This window comes from Roseomonas sp. F4 (assembly GCF_053891155.1).
Genome location: NZ_JBSSHK010000001.1, coordinates 1,161,266 through 1,175,091 on the forward strand (window position 1 = coordinate 1,161,266; position 13,826 = coordinate 1,175,091).

At 70.6% G+C, this 13,826-nt stretch carries 15 protein-coding genes; 11 read left to right on the top strand and 4 right to left on the bottom strand.

The annotated features are described in order from the left end of the window. Positions 1-23: 23 nt before the first annotated feature. The 3 genes from ACVFYP_RS05660 to speE all read left to right on the top strand — a co-directional run bounded on the left by ACVFYP_RS05660 (position 24) and on the right by speE (position 4,600). Positions 24-2,993: a hypothetical protein gene (locus ACVFYP_RS05660; RefSeq protein ID WP_499199144.1), complete on the top strand. Its 2,970-nt coding sequence runs from the start codon at positions 24-26 to the stop codon at positions 2,991-2,993. A 212-nt stretch (positions 2,994-3,205) separates the two neighbouring features. Then, positions 3,206-3,658: an adenosylmethionine decarboxylase gene (gene speD / locus ACVFYP_RS05665; protein WP_168034390.1), complete on the top strand. Its 453-nt coding sequence runs from the start codon at positions 3,206-3,208 to the stop codon at positions 3,656-3,658. 72 nt (positions 3,659-3,730) lie between these two features. After that, a complete protein-coding gene (gene speE, locus ACVFYP_RS05670) occupies positions 3,731-4,600 on the top strand; it encodes a polyamine aminopropyltransferase (RefSeq protein WP_499199145.1) in 870 nt (289 codons plus the stop codon). A gap of 33 nt (positions 4,601-4,633) precedes the next feature. Here the strand turns inward: speE and ACVFYP_RS05675 are convergent, their stop codons facing one another. The 4 genes from ACVFYP_RS05675 to ACVFYP_RS05690 form a co-directional block, all read right to left on the bottom strand. Then, positions 4,634-6,031 (bottom strand): hypothetical protein, encoded by a 1,398-nt coding sequence (locus ACVFYP_RS05675; RefSeq protein ID WP_499199146.1) that lies wholly within the window; start codon positions 6,029-6,031, stop codon positions 4,634-4,636. 123 nt (positions 6,032-6,154) lie between these two features. Continuing rightward, positions 6,155-6,883: a flagellar type III secretion system pore protein FliP gene (fliP, locus tag ACVFYP_RS05680; protein ID WP_499199547.1), complete on the bottom strand. Its 729-nt coding sequence runs from the start codon at positions 6,881-6,883 to the stop codon at positions 6,155-6,157. Further along, positions 6,883-7,158: a hypothetical protein gene (locus ACVFYP_RS05685; RefSeq protein ID WP_499199147.1), complete on the bottom strand. Its 276-nt coding sequence runs from the start codon at positions 7,156-7,158 to the stop codon at positions 6,883-6,885. Before ACVFYP_RS05685 ends, fliP begins: the two co-directional genes overlap by 1 nt. Before the next feature lie 42 nt (positions 7,159-7,200). Next, positions 7,201-7,452 (bottom strand): hypothetical protein, encoded by a 252-nt coding sequence (locus tag ACVFYP_RS05690; RefSeq protein ID WP_499199148.1) that lies wholly within the window; start codon positions 7,450-7,452, stop codon positions 7,201-7,203. Between the two features lie 148 nt (positions 7,453-7,600). On the opposite strand from ACVFYP_RS05690, the gene ACVFYP_RS05695 reads away from it, so the two are divergent. The 8 genes from ACVFYP_RS05695 to recA all read left to right on the top strand — a co-directional run bounded on the left by ACVFYP_RS05695 (position 7,601) and on the right by recA (position 13,797). Beyond that, complete coding sequence (locus ACVFYP_RS05695) at positions 7,601-8,026, top strand: flagellar basal body rod protein FlgB (RefSeq protein ID WP_499199149.1); 426 nt, start codon at positions 7,601-7,603, stop codon at positions 8,024-8,026. 26 nt (positions 8,027-8,052) lie between these two features. Beyond that, complete coding sequence (gene flgC, locus ACVFYP_RS05700) at positions 8,053-8,460, top strand: flagellar basal body rod protein FlgC (protein ID WP_499199150.1); 408 nt, start codon at positions 8,053-8,055, stop codon at positions 8,458-8,460. Continuing rightward, the gene (fliE, locus tag ACVFYP_RS05705) at positions 8,460-8,765 is read left to right on the top strand and encodes a flagellar hook-basal body complex protein FliE (protein ID WP_499199151.1); all 306 of its coding nucleotides are present in this window, start codon (positions 8,460-8,462) and stop codon (positions 8,763-8,765) included. Before flgC ends, fliE begins: the two co-directional genes overlap by 1 nt. Positions 8,766-8,812: 47 nt before the next feature. Next, the gene (locus ACVFYP_RS05710; RefSeq protein ID WP_499199152.1) at positions 8,813-9,088 is read left to right on the top strand and encodes a flagellar biosynthetic protein FliQ; all 276 of its coding nucleotides are present in this window, start codon (positions 8,813-8,815) and stop codon (positions 9,086-9,088) included. Next, entirely contained in the window at positions 9,085-9,867 is a 783-nt protein-coding gene (locus tag ACVFYP_RS05715; RefSeq protein ID WP_499199153.1) for a flagellar biosynthetic protein FliR, read from the top strand. The genes ACVFYP_RS05710 and ACVFYP_RS05715 overlap by 4 nt, the downstream gene beginning before the upstream one ends. 3 nt (positions 9,868-9,870) lie before the next feature. Then, complete coding sequence (locus ACVFYP_RS05720; protein WP_499199154.1) at positions 9,871-10,932, top strand: EscU/YscU/HrcU family type III secretion system export apparatus switch protein; 1,062 nt, start codon at positions 9,871-9,873, stop codon at positions 10,930-10,932. An 81-nt stretch (positions 10,933-11,013) separates the two neighbouring features. Continuing rightward, complete coding sequence (locus tag ACVFYP_RS05725; RefSeq protein ID WP_499199155.1) at positions 11,014-12,588, top strand: PAS domain-containing hybrid sensor histidine kinase/response regulator family protein; 1,575 nt, start codon at positions 11,014-11,016, stop codon at positions 12,586-12,588. 177 nt (positions 12,589-12,765) lie between these two features. Further along, positions 12,766-13,797 (top strand): recombinase RecA, encoded by a 1,032-nt coding sequence (recA, locus tag ACVFYP_RS05730; RefSeq protein ID WP_499199156.1) that lies wholly within the window; start codon positions 12,766-12,768, stop codon positions 13,795-13,797. The last annotated feature ends 29 nt before the right edge of the window (positions 13,798-13,826 follow it).

The window sequence follows — 13,826 nt, forward strand, 5'->3', positions numbered from 1 at the left end:
GCTGGCACCGGAAGGACAGGCATATGTTCGGGCGCAAACCCCTTTCCGGTGCCGCCCTGCTGCTGCTGGGAGGCCTTCTGGCCGGCCCCGTCGCGGCGCAGGAGACGGTCGGCGTGCGCAGCGGCGACCATCCGAATTTCGGCCGTGTGGTCTTCGACTGGCCCGCGACTATCGGTTACCGGGTCGAGGAGACTGCCGGCCGTCTGGTGCTGCGTTTCGACGCGCCCGCCGCCTTTGACCTGGCGGGGCTGCGCCGGCCGCCGCGCAATGTCCTCGGCGTGACGACGGAGGCCGGCAGCGCTGAAATCCGCATCGCCCCCGGCGCGCGATCGCGCCATTTCCGGCTGGGCAACCGCGTCATCGTCGATGTGCTGGATCCGGGCGGCACGGAATTCGGCACGGCCGGAGGCGCCCCCACCCCGCGTCGGTCCCCGCCGTCGCCGCCAACCACCGCCGAGGCCGCCCCCACCCCGCGCCCGCCGGCCCGCGCCGAACGCGCCGCGCCGCCCGCCCGTCCGGCGCCTTCCCGAAATGCCGCCACGGGTCCGGTCCCGTTCCAGGCCGCCACCCCGCCCCCCGCCGAAGCGCCCGTTGTGGTGCAGGCTGCGCCACGCGCGCCGGTGCAGCGGGAGACGCTTGCCCAGGCCCCTGCCGCCCAGGTCCCTACCGCCCAGGTCCCCACCACCCCGGCCCCCGCCGCTCCGCCCGCCGCAGCGCCGGCCGCCGCGCGCGGCCAGCCGGTGCGGCTGCTGCCCGGCCCGGCCCTGTCCATCGCCGCGCCGGCCGAGGTCGGCGCGGCCTTGTTCCAGCGCGGTGGCGTCTGGATGCTGGTGCTGGATGCGCCGCTGCCGCTCGACCTCGCCGCGCTGCGCGCCAACCCGGTCTTCGCCGCCGCCGAGGTCAGCACCGGCCCCGAAGCCACGACCCTGCGCCTGCCCGCCACCTTCCTGCGCGCGCCCCGGCTGCGCCGCGAGGGCAATGCCTGGTTGCTGGACCAGCCGCGGGAGGAGTCGGCGCTGCGCGCCATCCTGCCGGAGGTCGAGCCCGGCCCACCCGCCCGCCTGGTGCTGCGCGCCAGCCGCGCCGGCGGCAGCGTTTCCGTCCTCGATCCGGAAACCGGCACCACCTTGCTGGTCGGCACCGTGCTGGATGGGGCGGAAGCCGTACCGGCCGGGCGCCGCGCCGCGCTGTTCGAATTGCTGCCGACACGCCTCGGCGCCGCGCTGCTGCCGCGCGCGGATACGGTGACGCTGCGGGCATTGCCCGGCCGCTTCCTGGCCGGCGCCTCGGCTGGGGCGGAGCTGGCGCTGGGCGCCGAATCGGTGCCCGCGAGCTCCGCCGCGGCGGCCCTGACCCGCAGCTTCGACCTGCCGGCCGAATCGATTTCCGCGCTGCAGGAAAGGCTGCGCAACGCCACTGCCTCCGTCGCCGCGACGGGACCGCTCGGCCGGGGCGCGCCGCGCTTGCAGGTGGCGGAGGCCTTGCTGGCGCTCGGCCTGCCGCAGGAAGCCCAGGCCATGGCGACGCTGGCGATGCGGGAGGATCCGGTGGTGGCCGAATCGCCGCGCGGCCGCGCGATGCAGGCCGTGGCGGCGCTGCTGTCCGGCCGGCTGTCAGAGGCCACCGGCCTGGACTCGCCCAACCTGCCGGAGACGGATGAGCTGGTGATGTGGCGCGGGCTTCTGGCCGCCGGGCGTGGCCAGGATGGGGGCGCCGCCGTGGCCGCCGGCCTGCCGCTGCTGCTGGCCTATCCGGAACCCCTGCAGGCTCGGCTGGCGCCGCTGGCGGCGGATGCGCTGGCGGCTGGCGGCCAGGTCGCCGCGGCGCGCCGCCTGCTGGCAACCCGTGATCAGGACGATCCGCCCCTGGCGCTCGCCCGCGCCCGGGTGCTGGAGGCCGAGGGCGCGCTGGAACCGGCGCTCGCCGCCTATGATTCCCTGGCCGCCGGCCGCGACCGCCGCGCCCGCGCCGTGGCGATGCGCCGCGCGGCGGAACTGCGGCTGGCGAACGGGCTGCTGGATGCCGCCGGCGCCGCGGCGGCGATGGAGCCGACCCTGGCCGCCTGGCGCGGCGATGACATGGAGACCGAGAGCCGCGCCCGGCTTGCGGCGCTGCGCTTGCAGGCCGGCGATGCGCGCGGCGCCTTCGACCTGCTGCGGGAAACGGCGGCGATGTTCCCGAACCTCGCCGCCGGGCTGCGTGAGGGCCAGATCACCGCTTTGCTGGGCGCGTTGGAGCGGGAGGCACCGCTCTCGGCCGTGGTGCTTTATGACGCCCATGCCGAAATGCTGCCGCCGGGCGAGGCGACGGAACAGGCGCTTGGCGCGCTGGCCGACCGGCTGGCGGCGCTGGATCTGCTGGACCGCGCCAGCCATGTGCTGCGCCGTGCCCTGACGCGCGCGGCGGATGCCGAATCCAAGGGGCGGCTCGGCGCCCGGCTCGCCGGGCTGGCGCTCGGCGCTGGCGACGGCCGCGGCGCGCTGAAGGCGCTGGAGGACAGTTCCGCCCCCGCGCTGTCGGATGAGCTGGCCCGATCGCGCCTGCTTCTGGAAGCCCGCGCCTTCGCCCGCACCGGCCAATATGCGGATGCGGCAGCACGCTTCCGCGCGGTGGGGCCCTCCGCCGCCGCCGAATTGGCCGTGCTGCTGGAGGAACGGCAGGACTGGTCGGGCGCGGCGGCGGCGCTGCGGCAGCATCTCGCCACCGTGGCGCCGCCGCCGCCCGCACCGCTGACGGATTCGCAGAAGCCCATCCTGGCCCGGATCGCCGCGCTGCTGACATTGGCCGGCGACGATGCGGCGCTGGTGGAGCTGCGCGCGGAGGAACAGGCGCGGATGGGGGAGGGGCCGATGTCGGGCACCTTCGATTTGTTGACCTCGGGCCGTGTGGCCAGCCTCTCGGACCTGCCGCGGCTGCGGGAAGAGCTTGATGTTGCGCGCGGGCTGCCCGCGCGACTGGACGGGTTGCGGGCGGAGACCCCATCGACGCGATGAATTGCCGGCCACCCCCCGGGGGAGACCGGCGAACACGCCGGTCCCCCCCGGGGGGGGACCCGCTTTTTTTGCGGCCTCCGGTCCCGAATTCGCTTGCACCCCCCCCTCGTTTGCCCCATATGCCGCCGCCTTGACCCGATCTGCTTTGACCAGCCGCACTCCCGCGGCGAGCGATCATCCCGGTCATCTGCTGGCTGGAAGGAGCCCTGAACATGGAAGCTCTCGTCCAACTGGGGATGGTCTCGGATCTCCCGAGCGACGCCCAGAATGATGAGAACCGCTCGGCGGAGACGAAGGACTATTTTGTCCATCGTAACGGCGTGCGGTATGCGGGAACGCATCTGATCATCGACCTGTGGGGGGCGACGAATCTCGACGACCCCGACCATATCGACGCGGTGCTGCGCGAGGGTGCGTTGGCGACCGGTGCCACCATTCTGCACGGCCATTTCCACCACTTCTCCCCGAATGGTGGCGTGTCCGGCGTGCTGGTGCTGGCGGAGAGCCATGTGTCGATCCACACCTGGCCGGAGCGCGACTATGCCGCGCTCGACATCTTCGTCTGCGGCGAATGCGATCCCTACAAGGCGCTGCCGGCGCTGAAGAAGGGCTTTCTGGCGGAGCGCGTGCAGCTTGCAGAGCATAAGCGCGGCCTGATCGGCTGAACCCGGCCGACAGGCCGGTGGGATAGGGGCGGGCCGCAGGGTCCGCCCTTTTTTGCGCGCATGGGGTTGATGATGACGAACGAAATCTGGCTGAACGAGACGCTCTACGCCGAATGGGGCCAGCGCTTCCTGGTGAAGCGGGAACTGGCGCATGTGAAGTCCGATTTCCAGGACATCCGCATCATCGAAAGCCATCTGCATGGCCGGGTGATGTTCCTCGACGGCGTGGTGCAGATCACCGAGGCGGATGAATTCGTCTACCAGGAGATGCTGGCCCATGTGCCGCTGCTGGCGCATGGCGATGCGAAGCGCGTGCTGATCATCGGCGCGGGTGACGGCGGCGTGCTGCGGCGCGTCCTTCAGCACCGCACCGTCGACAAGGCGGTGATGGTGGAGATCGATGGCGAGGTGATCCGCCTGGCCAAGGAACACCTACCGGCGATCGGCGGCGACGCCTGGACCGACCCACGCGCCACGGTGATCGTGGGTGACGGCATCGACCATGTGCGCCAGGCCGAGGCCGGCAGCTACGACGTCATCATCGTCGACAGCACCGATCCGATCGGGGTGGGTGAGGTGCTGTTCACCGATGAGTTCTACGCAAATTGCGCCCGTATCCTGACGGAGCGCGGCCTTGTGGTGAACCAGTGTGGCGTGCCCTTCATGCAGGCGGAGGAGCTGCGCGAAACCTCGCTGCGCCGGGCGAAGTCATTCCCGGACGTCTTCGCCTATGTCGCCGCGGTGCCGACCTATGTGGGCGGCTTCATGACGCTGGGCTGGGCGGCGAAGGATGCGGGCTGCCGCAAGGTCGATGTCGCGGAAATCCGCCGCCGCGCCGATGTGGCCGGGGTGCTGGACACGACGCGCTACTGGACGCCGGAGATCCATGTCGGCGCCTTCAACCTGCCGCCCTATATCGGGATGCACCTGCCGCGCGGGTGAGGGCTCTCGTCGCCCGCAGGGCGGGAGGCGAGGTTACGCTTCCAGCGGCGGCGGCACGCGGTCACCCGGCTGCAGGCCCCGCAGACGCACTTCGCAAAAGCGCTCGCTGAACACGTCGCGGAGCGAGGAGGCGATGGCGTTGCGTGCCGTCTCGAATTCCTTGCGCGCGACGGCATCCGCCGGGTCCGCCAGCACGCGGGATTCGGCGGCGCGGATGCTGGCGATCTCCTCATTCAGCCGCTTCGCCGAATCGCGCGGCAAGGCGCGGCCGGCCACATAGACCGCCTGGCTGATGCCGATCAGCGTCACGAGCTTTTCCGGCAGGGTGAAGTTTTCCAGGTCCCCAGTACCGCTGACCACCAGGGCGACGGCGGCGAAAAGGCTGAACAGCAGCGCCTGCACCCGCGTCACGTCGATCTCGCCATCCGATTCGACCAGATCGGTCCAGCGCGGCAGTCGCGGCGTCGGGTCCAGCACGCCGGTGCCGAACAGCCAGAGCCGGTTCGGCGTCTGCATCGCGGAGCCCTCGGTGAGCCGCGCCAGAGTGGAACCCGTCAGCGTCACGCCGAGCAGCGTCAGGACCGATTCTGACAGGTCCGGCAATTTCCCGGTGCGCCCCATGACGTAGGCGTAGACGCCCGCGAGCACGAGGGTGAAGAGCAGCACCTGAAAGCGCGACAGACTGCAATAGCCAAAGCTGTCCTGGGCGATGACGGTGGGACGCAGCGCGTAGCCGAAGGCGCTTGGCGCGCCGATTCCCAGCAACCGCCGGCTGTAAGCGTATTGCCGGGCATGAATCTGCGTGGCCGCGAAGGCCAATGCCAGATAGGCCACAAGCGCGGTCAGCAGGCCCGCCGCGGCGGAAAGCCGCAGCGTGGAGACGAACAATGGCTGCCGCGCATAGACCCGCAATTCCCGCCCATTGGCGCGAAGCGGGTTCACCTCGCCCTCGCTCGGATCCAGGCAGAGGAAGAGCACTACCTGCCAGGAGGATGGCAGCCAACCATTGTCGATGGTTGGGAACAGGGCGGAGATGGTGGTCTCGTTGTCGGTGGGCGACGGCGGTAGCACGGTGCCGCGTTGCAGATGGCTCGCCTGCAGATCCACCGGAGAGATGCCATCCGGATAGATCACCGTCTCGAAGAAGGCATTGCGCCATTCCGCTGGGGTGAGCCATTCCGGCCGTGCCACCGTTATCTCCAGGGTCGGCACTGCCTTGGAGGTCTGCCGCACCGGCCCCAGCGGCAATGCCGGGGCGCTGCTGTTGAGGTGGCGCGCCACGTCCTCCATCACCATGAAGCCGGAGCCGACCCGCCAGGATGCGTCGCGCGGCATGGGCGCGCTGCATTGGATGGCTCGGGAGGGCGCCTGCGCCGCGGCGGGCACCGCCGCGATCGACAGCAGCAGCACCGCGATGATTCCGCGCAGCATGACCATATTCCCCGCACCCCGCGCGGGACGGTGCGGGGCGTTGCGGAACCGTTGCAATCATTATTCGGTTTCGCGCGTTTCAGCCGGCCATCCTCCCTGGCCGCATCGCTCGGGGGGCCGTGGTCAGCTCGGCCCAAATCCCTGCACCAGGCTGCCGGCCACCAGTCGCCAGCCATCCACCAGCACGAAGAAGGCCAGTTTGAAGGGCAGCGCCACCACCGTGGGCGGCAGCATCATCATGCCCAGCGACATCAGCAGGCTGGCGGCGACCAGATCGATCACCAGGAAGGGCAGGAAGATCAGGAAGCCGATCTCGAAGGCGCGGCGCAGCTCGCTGACCATGAAGGCGGGGGTCAGGGCACGCCAGGGCGCCTCCGTCGCCGCGGTCATCGGCAGGTCCGCCAGTTCGAGGAACAGCGCCAGGTCGGCGTCACGCACCTGGGCGGCCATGAATCGCCGGAAAGGCTCGGCGGCGGCCTGAAGCCCCTCGATCTCACCGATCGTGCCGGCGGCCAGGGGCTGGATGCCCTGCTGCCAGGATTGTTGCAGCGCCGGCTCCATCACGAACAGGGTCAGGAACAGCGCCAGCCCGATCAGCACCGGGTTGGGCGGGATGGAAGGCGCGCCAAGGGCGCTGCGCAGCAACGACAGCACGATGACGATGCGGGTGAAGGCCGTCATCATCACGATCAGCGAAGGGGCGAGGGACAGCAGCCCGATCAGCGCCGTCAGCTGCATCAGCCGCGCCGTGGTGCCGGACTGGCCGCTGCCGAGATCGAGATTAAGGCTCTGGGCCGTCGCCGCCCCGGGGATCAGCAGCAGCAAGGCCAACAAAGGCAGAAGGCGGCGCATCATCGCGGCGCGCTTTCATCCGGCAGCCAGCCCAGCACCACATCCTGTGTGCCGCCGGTCAGCAGCAGCAGGCCGCGCCCATCGCAGCGCAGCAGCATGACGCGACGGCGGCCATCCAGCGCCAGCGTCTCCTCCAGCGCCAGGCGCCGGCCGGCGCGGGCGCCCATGCCCGCGGCGCGGGCGGCACGGCCGGCCAGCAGCAGCGCCGCCAGCACGGCGACGAGGGCGGCGGCGGCGGTCAGCCCTGCGGTGATCAGGCTCGCGGTCTCGGTCATCCTGTCCTTTCGCACCCGCTTTTTGCGGGCGTTTCCTCCCGCTCAGGCGCGGGCGACCTCCGCCGTCAGGTCGTTCACCTGATGCAGCAGGGCCTCCAGCGCCGGGCGCAGACTGCGCGCCTCCGCGTCCCGCAGCGCCAGCACGGCGGCGCAGAGCGCGGTGGCGTCACGGTCCAGGCCTTGCAGGTCGATGAGGCGCCCACCCTCGACCAGGGCGCGGGCCATCATCACCGTCCCGCCCATGGCTTCGATGGCGGCGCGGACAGCCTCGGCATGGGTGGCAACATGTGACATGGCGGCATTAGGCCAGAGCCGCGTTAAGACATACTGAACGGGCGCATCGCGCCCAAGCCGCAAGTCATGCGGGCGCCGCGTGGCGCGTCTTCGTCCTGTGGTTGCGTATATCAACGATTCGTTCATGCCTGCGGTGCAGCATGGGGTGATGGAGACGTTCCCCCCCGCCCGGTCCGCCTCGGCCCCCGCTCGCGCCGGCAATCCGCTGGACCTGGCCGCGCGTCGGGTCAATTGGCTGGACCGTCGCCAGGCGGTGCTGGCGCAGAATATCGCCAATGCCGATACGCCGAATTACCGGCCGCACGACCTGGTGCCCTTCGCGCGGCACCTGGCGAATGCCACGCCGCCCGCCATGGCGCGCACCGCACCGTCCCATCTGCAACCGACGCGCGGCGGCAACGGCCTGGCGCCGGAGGATCGCGGGGTGGCGGAGACGGTGCCGGATGGCAATGCGGTTTCCCTGGATACCGAGGCGGTTCGCATGGCGGAGACCGACACCGCGCATGCCCTCGCCATGGCCGTGCATCGCAGCTTCATGGGCATGTTTCGCCTCGCGCTCGGCCGTCAGGGCTGAGCGGGGCGTCTGGAGGAGAACAGGATATGGATCTCGATCGGGCGCTGCGCATTTCGGCCGCCGGCATGACGGCGCAATCCACCCGCCTGCGCGTGGTGGCGGAGAATCTGGCCAACCGGGAAAGCACCGGCGAATCCGCCGGCGCCGATCCCTATCGCCGCCGCACCGTCAGCTTCGCCAACCGCCTCGACCGCGCGCTGGGGGCGGAGACGGTCGGCGTGTCCCGCATCGGCACGCAGCCGGGCGATTTCCCGACCCGCTTCGACCCTGCGCATCCGGCGGCGGATGCCAATGGCTACGTCAAGCTGCCGAATGTCGACAGTCTGGTGGAGGTGATGGACATGCGTGAGGCGCAGCGCAGCTACAGCGCCAACCTGACGGTGCTGGAGACCACGCGCGGCATGCTGACCCGCGCCATCGAGGCGCTGCGCTGATGGCGGTCGGCGCCATCCGGGCCGCCGCCGCCTATGCCTCCGCCGGCGCTGGCGCCGCGCTGGGCACGTCGGCGGTGGAAGGCGCGGGCGCCCAATTCGGCGCGGCGCTGTCCCGGGCGCTGGAGAATGGCGTGCAGATCGGCCGCAGCGCCGATGCCAGCGCCACCCAGGCGCTGATGGGCCAGGGCAGCGTTTCCGACGCCGTGCTCGCCATCTCCCGCGCCGAACTTGCCTTGCAGACCGCGGTGTCGCTGCGTGACCGGGTTGTCTCCGCCTATCAGGAGGTGATGCGCATGCCGATCTGAGATCGGCGGCGTAACCCCTTCGGGGGGAAGAAAGGCCAGGAGGGCCGATGTCGGAACAGGCCATGGGCCAGGCGCTGCGTGAGGCGCTTTGGATTGCCACGCAGGTGATGGGGCCGCCGCTGCTGGCGGTGCTGGTCATCGGGCTCGTCGTCTCCCTGATCCAGGCGCTGACCCAGATCCAGGAGGCGACTTTGGCCTTTGTGCCGAAGCTGATCATCGGCGGCGTGCTGATGGTGGTGCTCGGCCCCTTCACCACGACCGTCATGGTGGCCTGGACCGGCCGGCTGTTCGACCAGATGGTGGCGATCGGCGGCATGCCGTGAACGAGGCCGACCTCGCGCTGGTGCAGTCGCTGCCGACGCTGGCCTTCCAGGCGGTGCTGCTGTTCGCCCGGCTGGGGGCGGCGGTGATGCTGCTGCCGGGGTTGGGCGAGCAGGATGTGCCGGTGACGATGCGCCTGGGGCTCGGCCTCGCGCTGCTCGCCTTGCTGTTCCCCCTGATCGGCCCCGGCCTGCCGGCCGCGCCCGACGACCCGGCGGAAGCCACGCGCCTTCTGGCGATAGAGGTGGTGGTGGGGCTGTGGATCGGCGGGCTGGCGCGACTGGCGATGACCGCCTTCGCCATGGCGGGCCAGGCCGTCTCCGCGCTGGTGGGGTTGGGTGGGCTGCTGGTGGTGGACCCCGCGCTCGGGGCGCAGGCGACCGCGCTCGGCCGTGCCTTCGGGCTGCTGGCGGTGGTGCTGGTGCTGTCGCTCGGCCTGCACGGCATCGCGCTGTCGGCGCTGGTGCAAAGCTACGCCGTGCTGCCGGCGGGCGATCCCTTTCCCGCCGGGCCGGGGGCGGAGGCGCTGGCCCAGGCCGGGGCGGATTCGCTCGGCCTGGCGCTGCGCCTGGCTGCGCCCTTCGTGATCGGCGCGGTGGTGCTGAATGTGGCGCTCGGCCTGCTGGCGCGGCTGGCGCCGCAGGTGCAGACCTTCTTCGTCGCTGTGCCAGGCCAGATCCTGGCCGGGCTGGCGCTGCTCGGCCTGCTGGCTCCGCCGATGATCGCGACCTTCGCCGCGGCATTGCGCGACAGCTTCCTCAATCTGCCCGGGCTGCGCTGAGCCATGGCCGAGGGCGAGGGCAGCGAGTCCGGCGACCGGACAGAGGCCGCTACACCCAGGCGCCTGGAAAAGGCGCGGGAGGATGGGCAGGTCGCCCTGTCGCGGGAAGCGGTGGGCTGGTCCGCCTTGGCCTGCGCCACCCTGGCCGCGACCCTGGCCCTGCCGGTCAGCGGCATGGCGATGCTGCGGGCGATGCGCACCACGCTGGAAGGCGGCCATGCGATGGAAATGGCCGAAACCGGCAAGACCCTGTTTGCCCTTGGCCTGATGGCGGTGCTGCCGGTGGCGGGGGCGGCGGCGCTGGGCGCGGTGGCGGCAACGCTGGTGCAGACCGGCGGGCTGATCTCGGCCCAGTCCATGACGCCCAGCCTCAATAAGATCAATCCGATAGCCGGGCTGAAGCGGCTGGTAGCGCCGGAAGCGGGCATGGAATTCCTGCGCAACCTGCTGAAGCTGGCGCTGGTGGGCGCCGCGCTGTGGCACGCGCTGGGGGATCTGCAGGAGATTCAGGCCGCGCTGCACGCCCCGTCAGGCGCACTGCCGGCCAGTTCCGGGGCGGCGGCGTTGAGGCTGATGAAGGCGGCGCTGGTGGCTTTCGCGGGCATCGCCCTGCTGGATGTGCTGTGGGTGCGCTTCCGCCATGCCAGCCGGCTGCGCATGAGCAAACAGGAACTGCGGGAGGAAGCAAAGGAATCGGAAGGCGACCCACACATGAAGGCGCGGCGCCGGCAGATGCGCCAGTCCCAGGGGCGTCGCCGCATGATGGCGGCGGTGCCGCGCGCCGCGGTGGTGATCACCAACCCCACCCACTACGCCGTGGCCTTGGCCTATGGCGGCGATGGCGCGGCGCCGAAGCTGGTGGCCAAGGGCGTGGACGAGATGGCGTCCCGGATCCGAGAGGCGGCGCAGAAGGCCGGCGTGCCCCTCGTGGCCAACCCGCCGCTGGCCCGTGCCCTGTGGCGGCTGGAGCTCGAGACGGAGATCCCGCCGGAGCACTACCAGGCGGTTGCAGAAATCATCGCCTATGTGTGGCGGCAGAATGGCGCTTATTCGCCTCATGGTTGATAATGACGGAACCATGCCTCTACTGATTGTATTTGCACCAACCGGACGCTGCCATCGCGCGCCAGGGCCGAGGAGAACGGCATGACCGAAACGCGCCGCAAGTTGCAGGCCCTGCTGCGCCGTGCGCTGCATCCGGGGCCGGACCCGCTGTTGCAGGCCGTGCTCGACGCGGCAGGCACTGGCTTGGCCCTGCTGGATTCGGACGACAGAATCCTGGCCTGGAACAGTGACTTCGCCGGGCTCTGCGGCCCGATGCTGCCACCGCGTACCGGACTGGCGCTCAGCCAACTCCTGGCGCCGGATGGGCGGGAGGAGGTGCTGGCGGCCCTGGCCAATGGCCAGCGCCGGGCGGTGACCCTGGCCGGCGGCAGCGCGCCGCCGCTGGAAATCGAGCGCCGGCCCCTGCCGCTGCCGGAGAAGCTTTCGCTTCTGCGGATGCATCGCGCGCCGGCGCGGCCGCCGGAACAGCAGGCGGCCGCGGCGCGGCTGCAGGCGGTGGGCGCGCTGGCCGGCGGCATCGCGCATGACTTCAACAACCTGCTGACCGCCATCGCCGGCAGCGCGGAGGCCGCGCTGGCCCGCGCCCCGGATGGGATGGCGGCGCCGGAGCTGCGCCAGGTGCTGGAAAGCGCCGGCCGTGGCGCCGCCCTGGTGCGCCAGCTTCTGGCCTTCGCCCGCCAGCAGGCGCTGCGGCCCCGGGTGGTGGAGCTGAATGAGGCGGTGGCCTCGATGGGCGAATTGCTGAAACGGCTGCTCGGCGGCCGGGTGAAGCTGGCCCTGCATCTCGAGGAACCCTCCCGCCGCGTGCGGATCGACCCCACCCAGCTCGACCAGGTCATCATGAACCTCGCCCTGAATGCGCGGGACGCCATGCCCGAGGGCGGCGCCATGCGAATCGCCACCGGCCATGCGGTAGTGCTGCGGCCGGAACCGCTGGGCCACGAGACCCTGCCACCCGGCCGCTATGCGCTGCTGGAAGTGTCCGACAGCGGCGCCGGCATTCCTGAGGAGGTGCTGCCCCGCATCTTCGACCCCTTCTTCACCACGCGGCGCGACCAGGGCGGCACCGGGCTGGGCCTGTCCACGGTGCATGGCATTGTCCGGCAATCCGGTGGTTTCATCGCCGTGGACAGCAAGCGCGGTGAAGGCACGCTGTTCCGCATCTGGCTGCCGCGGCATGAGGGGCCGGCCGACCCGCCGGTGCCCACCGCCATGGTGGCATCCCCCACCACGGCGCAGCCCGCCATCCCGGCCGGGCCGGTCCCAAGCTACGGCAATGTGCCGGTGCTGCTGGTGGAGGATGAGGTGCCGCTGCTGCGCCTGGCCGAACGCGCGCTGCGCCGCGCCGGCTTCGAGGTGATGAGCGCCGGTTGCGCGGAGGAGGCGCTGGAGATGCTGGCGCGCGGCGCGCCGGCGCCCCTGGCGCTGGTTTCGGACGTGGTCATGCCGGGCATGGACGGGCTGGAACTCGCGGGGCAGTTGCGGACGCGCTGGCCGGACCTGCCGGTGCTGCTCGTCTCCGGCTATGCGGAGGCGGCGCTGGGGCGGGACCTGACGGCGGAGCGGATCAAGCTGCTTGCCAAGCCCTATAGTCTGGGTGCGCTGGTGGCGGAGCTGCGGGGGATTTTGCCGGCGGGGAGGGTGAAAGTTTCCTAAATGTTCTTGTCGGAACGCCCGTTCCGCGCGATAGTCCGATCAACGATCCGCAGGGTCGCGGTGGCCATTTCCCGGCGCCGCGCTACACCCGGCGGGTCAGGGGGATTGACCGGCAGGTGGTAGACCTGCCTCAATTTCGCCCATAGGTTGATATCGGATTTCGGGAGATCGAGCCGTATGGACAAGACCAAGGCTCTGGACGCTGCGTTGAGCCAGATCGAACGCGCCTTCGGCAAGGGCTCGATCATGCGTATGGGCAACAAGGCCGCGACCGATGAGGTGGAGGTCATCTCCACCGGCTCGCTCAGCCTTGACCTGGCGCTGGGCATCGGTGGCGTGCCGAAGGGGCGGATTATCGAGGTCTACGGACCGGAAAGCTCGGGCAAGACCACGCTGGCGCTGCATATCATCGCCGAGGCGCAGAAGCGCGGCGGCACCTGCGCCTTCATCGACGCCGAACACGCGCTGGACCCTGGCTATGCCAAGAAGCTGGGCGTGGATATCGAGAACCTGCTGATCAGCCAGCCGGATGCCGGCGAGCAGGCGCTGGAGATCTGCGACACGCTGGTGCGCTCGGGCGCCATCGACGTGCTGGTGGTGGACAGCGTGGCCGCGCTGGTGCCGCGCGCCGAGCTGGAAGGCGAGATGGGCGATACCCATGTCGGCCTGCATGCGCGGCTGATGTCCCAGGCGCTGCGCAAGCTGACGGGCAGCGTTTCCCGCTCCAACACCCTGCTGGTCTTCCTGAACCAGATTCGCCTGAAGATCGGCGTGATGTTCGGCAATCCGGAGACCACCACGGGCGGCAATGCGCTGAAGTTCTACGCCTCCATCCGGCTTGAAATCCGCCGCATCGGCAGCATCAAGGACCGCGACACCACCACGGGTAACCAGACCCGGGTGAAGGTGGTGAAGAACAAGATGGCGCCGCCGTTCCGGCAGGTGGATTTCGACATCATGTATGGCGAAGGCATCTCCAAGGTCGGGGAGCTGATCGATCTTGGCGTGAAGGCCGGCATCGTCGAGAAGTCGGGCGCCTGGTTCAGCTGCGACAGCCAGCGCATCGGCCAGGGGCGTGAGAACGCCAAGCAATTCATGCGCGACAACCCCGCCATGGCGGAAAGCGTCGAAAAGCGAATCCGCGACCAGGCGGCCGGCCTGGCCAATTCCATGCTGGCGGGTGAGGGCGAGGAGGCGGCGGCGGAATAGCCGCCACCAAACAGGGTGTGATCGGGTCG

Excerpts from the sequence above, each read along its gene's own strand:
- ACVFYP_RS05660 (WP_499199144.1), top strand. The coding sequence starts at position 24 with ATGTTCGGGCGCAAACCCCTTTCCGGTGCCGCCCTGCTGCTGCTGGGA.
- speD (WP_168034390.1), top strand. The coding sequence starts at position 3,206 with ATGGAAGCTCTCGTCCAACTGGGGATGGTCTCGGATCTCCCGAGCGAC.
- speE (WP_499199145.1), top strand. The coding sequence starts at position 3,731 with ATGACGAACGAAATCTGGCTGAACGAGACGCTCTACGCCGAATGGGGC.
- ACVFYP_RS05675 (WP_499199146.1), bottom strand. The coding sequence starts at position 6,031 with ATGCTGCGCGGAATCATCGCGGTGCTGCTGCTGTCGATCGCGGCGGTG.
- fliP (WP_499199547.1), bottom strand. The coding sequence starts at position 6,883 with ATGCGCCGCCTTCTGCCTTTGTTGGCCTTGCTGCTGCTGATCCCCGGG.
- ACVFYP_RS05685 (WP_499199147.1), bottom strand. The coding sequence starts at position 7,158 with ATGACCGAGACCGCGAGCCTGATCACCGCAGGGCTGACCGCCGCCGCC.
- ACVFYP_RS05690 (WP_499199148.1), bottom strand. The coding sequence starts at position 7,452 with ATGTCACATGTTGCCACCCATGCCGAGGCTGTCCGCGCCGCCATCGAA.
- ACVFYP_RS05695 (WP_499199149.1), top strand. The coding sequence starts at position 7,601 with ATGGAGACGTTCCCCCCCGCCCGGTCCGCCTCGGCCCCCGCTCGCGCC.
- flgC (WP_499199150.1), top strand. The coding sequence starts at position 8,053 with ATGGATCTCGATCGGGCGCTGCGCATTTCGGCCGCCGGCATGACGGCG.
- fliE (WP_499199151.1), top strand. The coding sequence starts at position 8,460 with ATGGCGGTCGGCGCCATCCGGGCCGCCGCCGCCTATGCCTCCGCCGGC.
- ACVFYP_RS05710 (WP_499199152.1), top strand. The coding sequence starts at position 8,813 with ATGTCGGAACAGGCCATGGGCCAGGCGCTGCGTGAGGCGCTTTGGATT.
- ACVFYP_RS05720 (WP_499199154.1), top strand. The coding sequence starts at position 9,871 with ATGGCCGAGGGCGAGGGCAGCGAGTCCGGCGACCGGACAGAGGCCGCT.
- ACVFYP_RS05725 (WP_499199155.1), top strand. The coding sequence starts at position 11,014 with ATGACCGAAACGCGCCGCAAGTTGCAGGCCCTGCTGCGCCGTGCGCTG.
- recA (WP_499199156.1), top strand. The coding sequence starts at position 12,766 with ATGGACAAGACCAAGGCTCTGGACGCTGCGTTGAGCCAGATCGAACGC.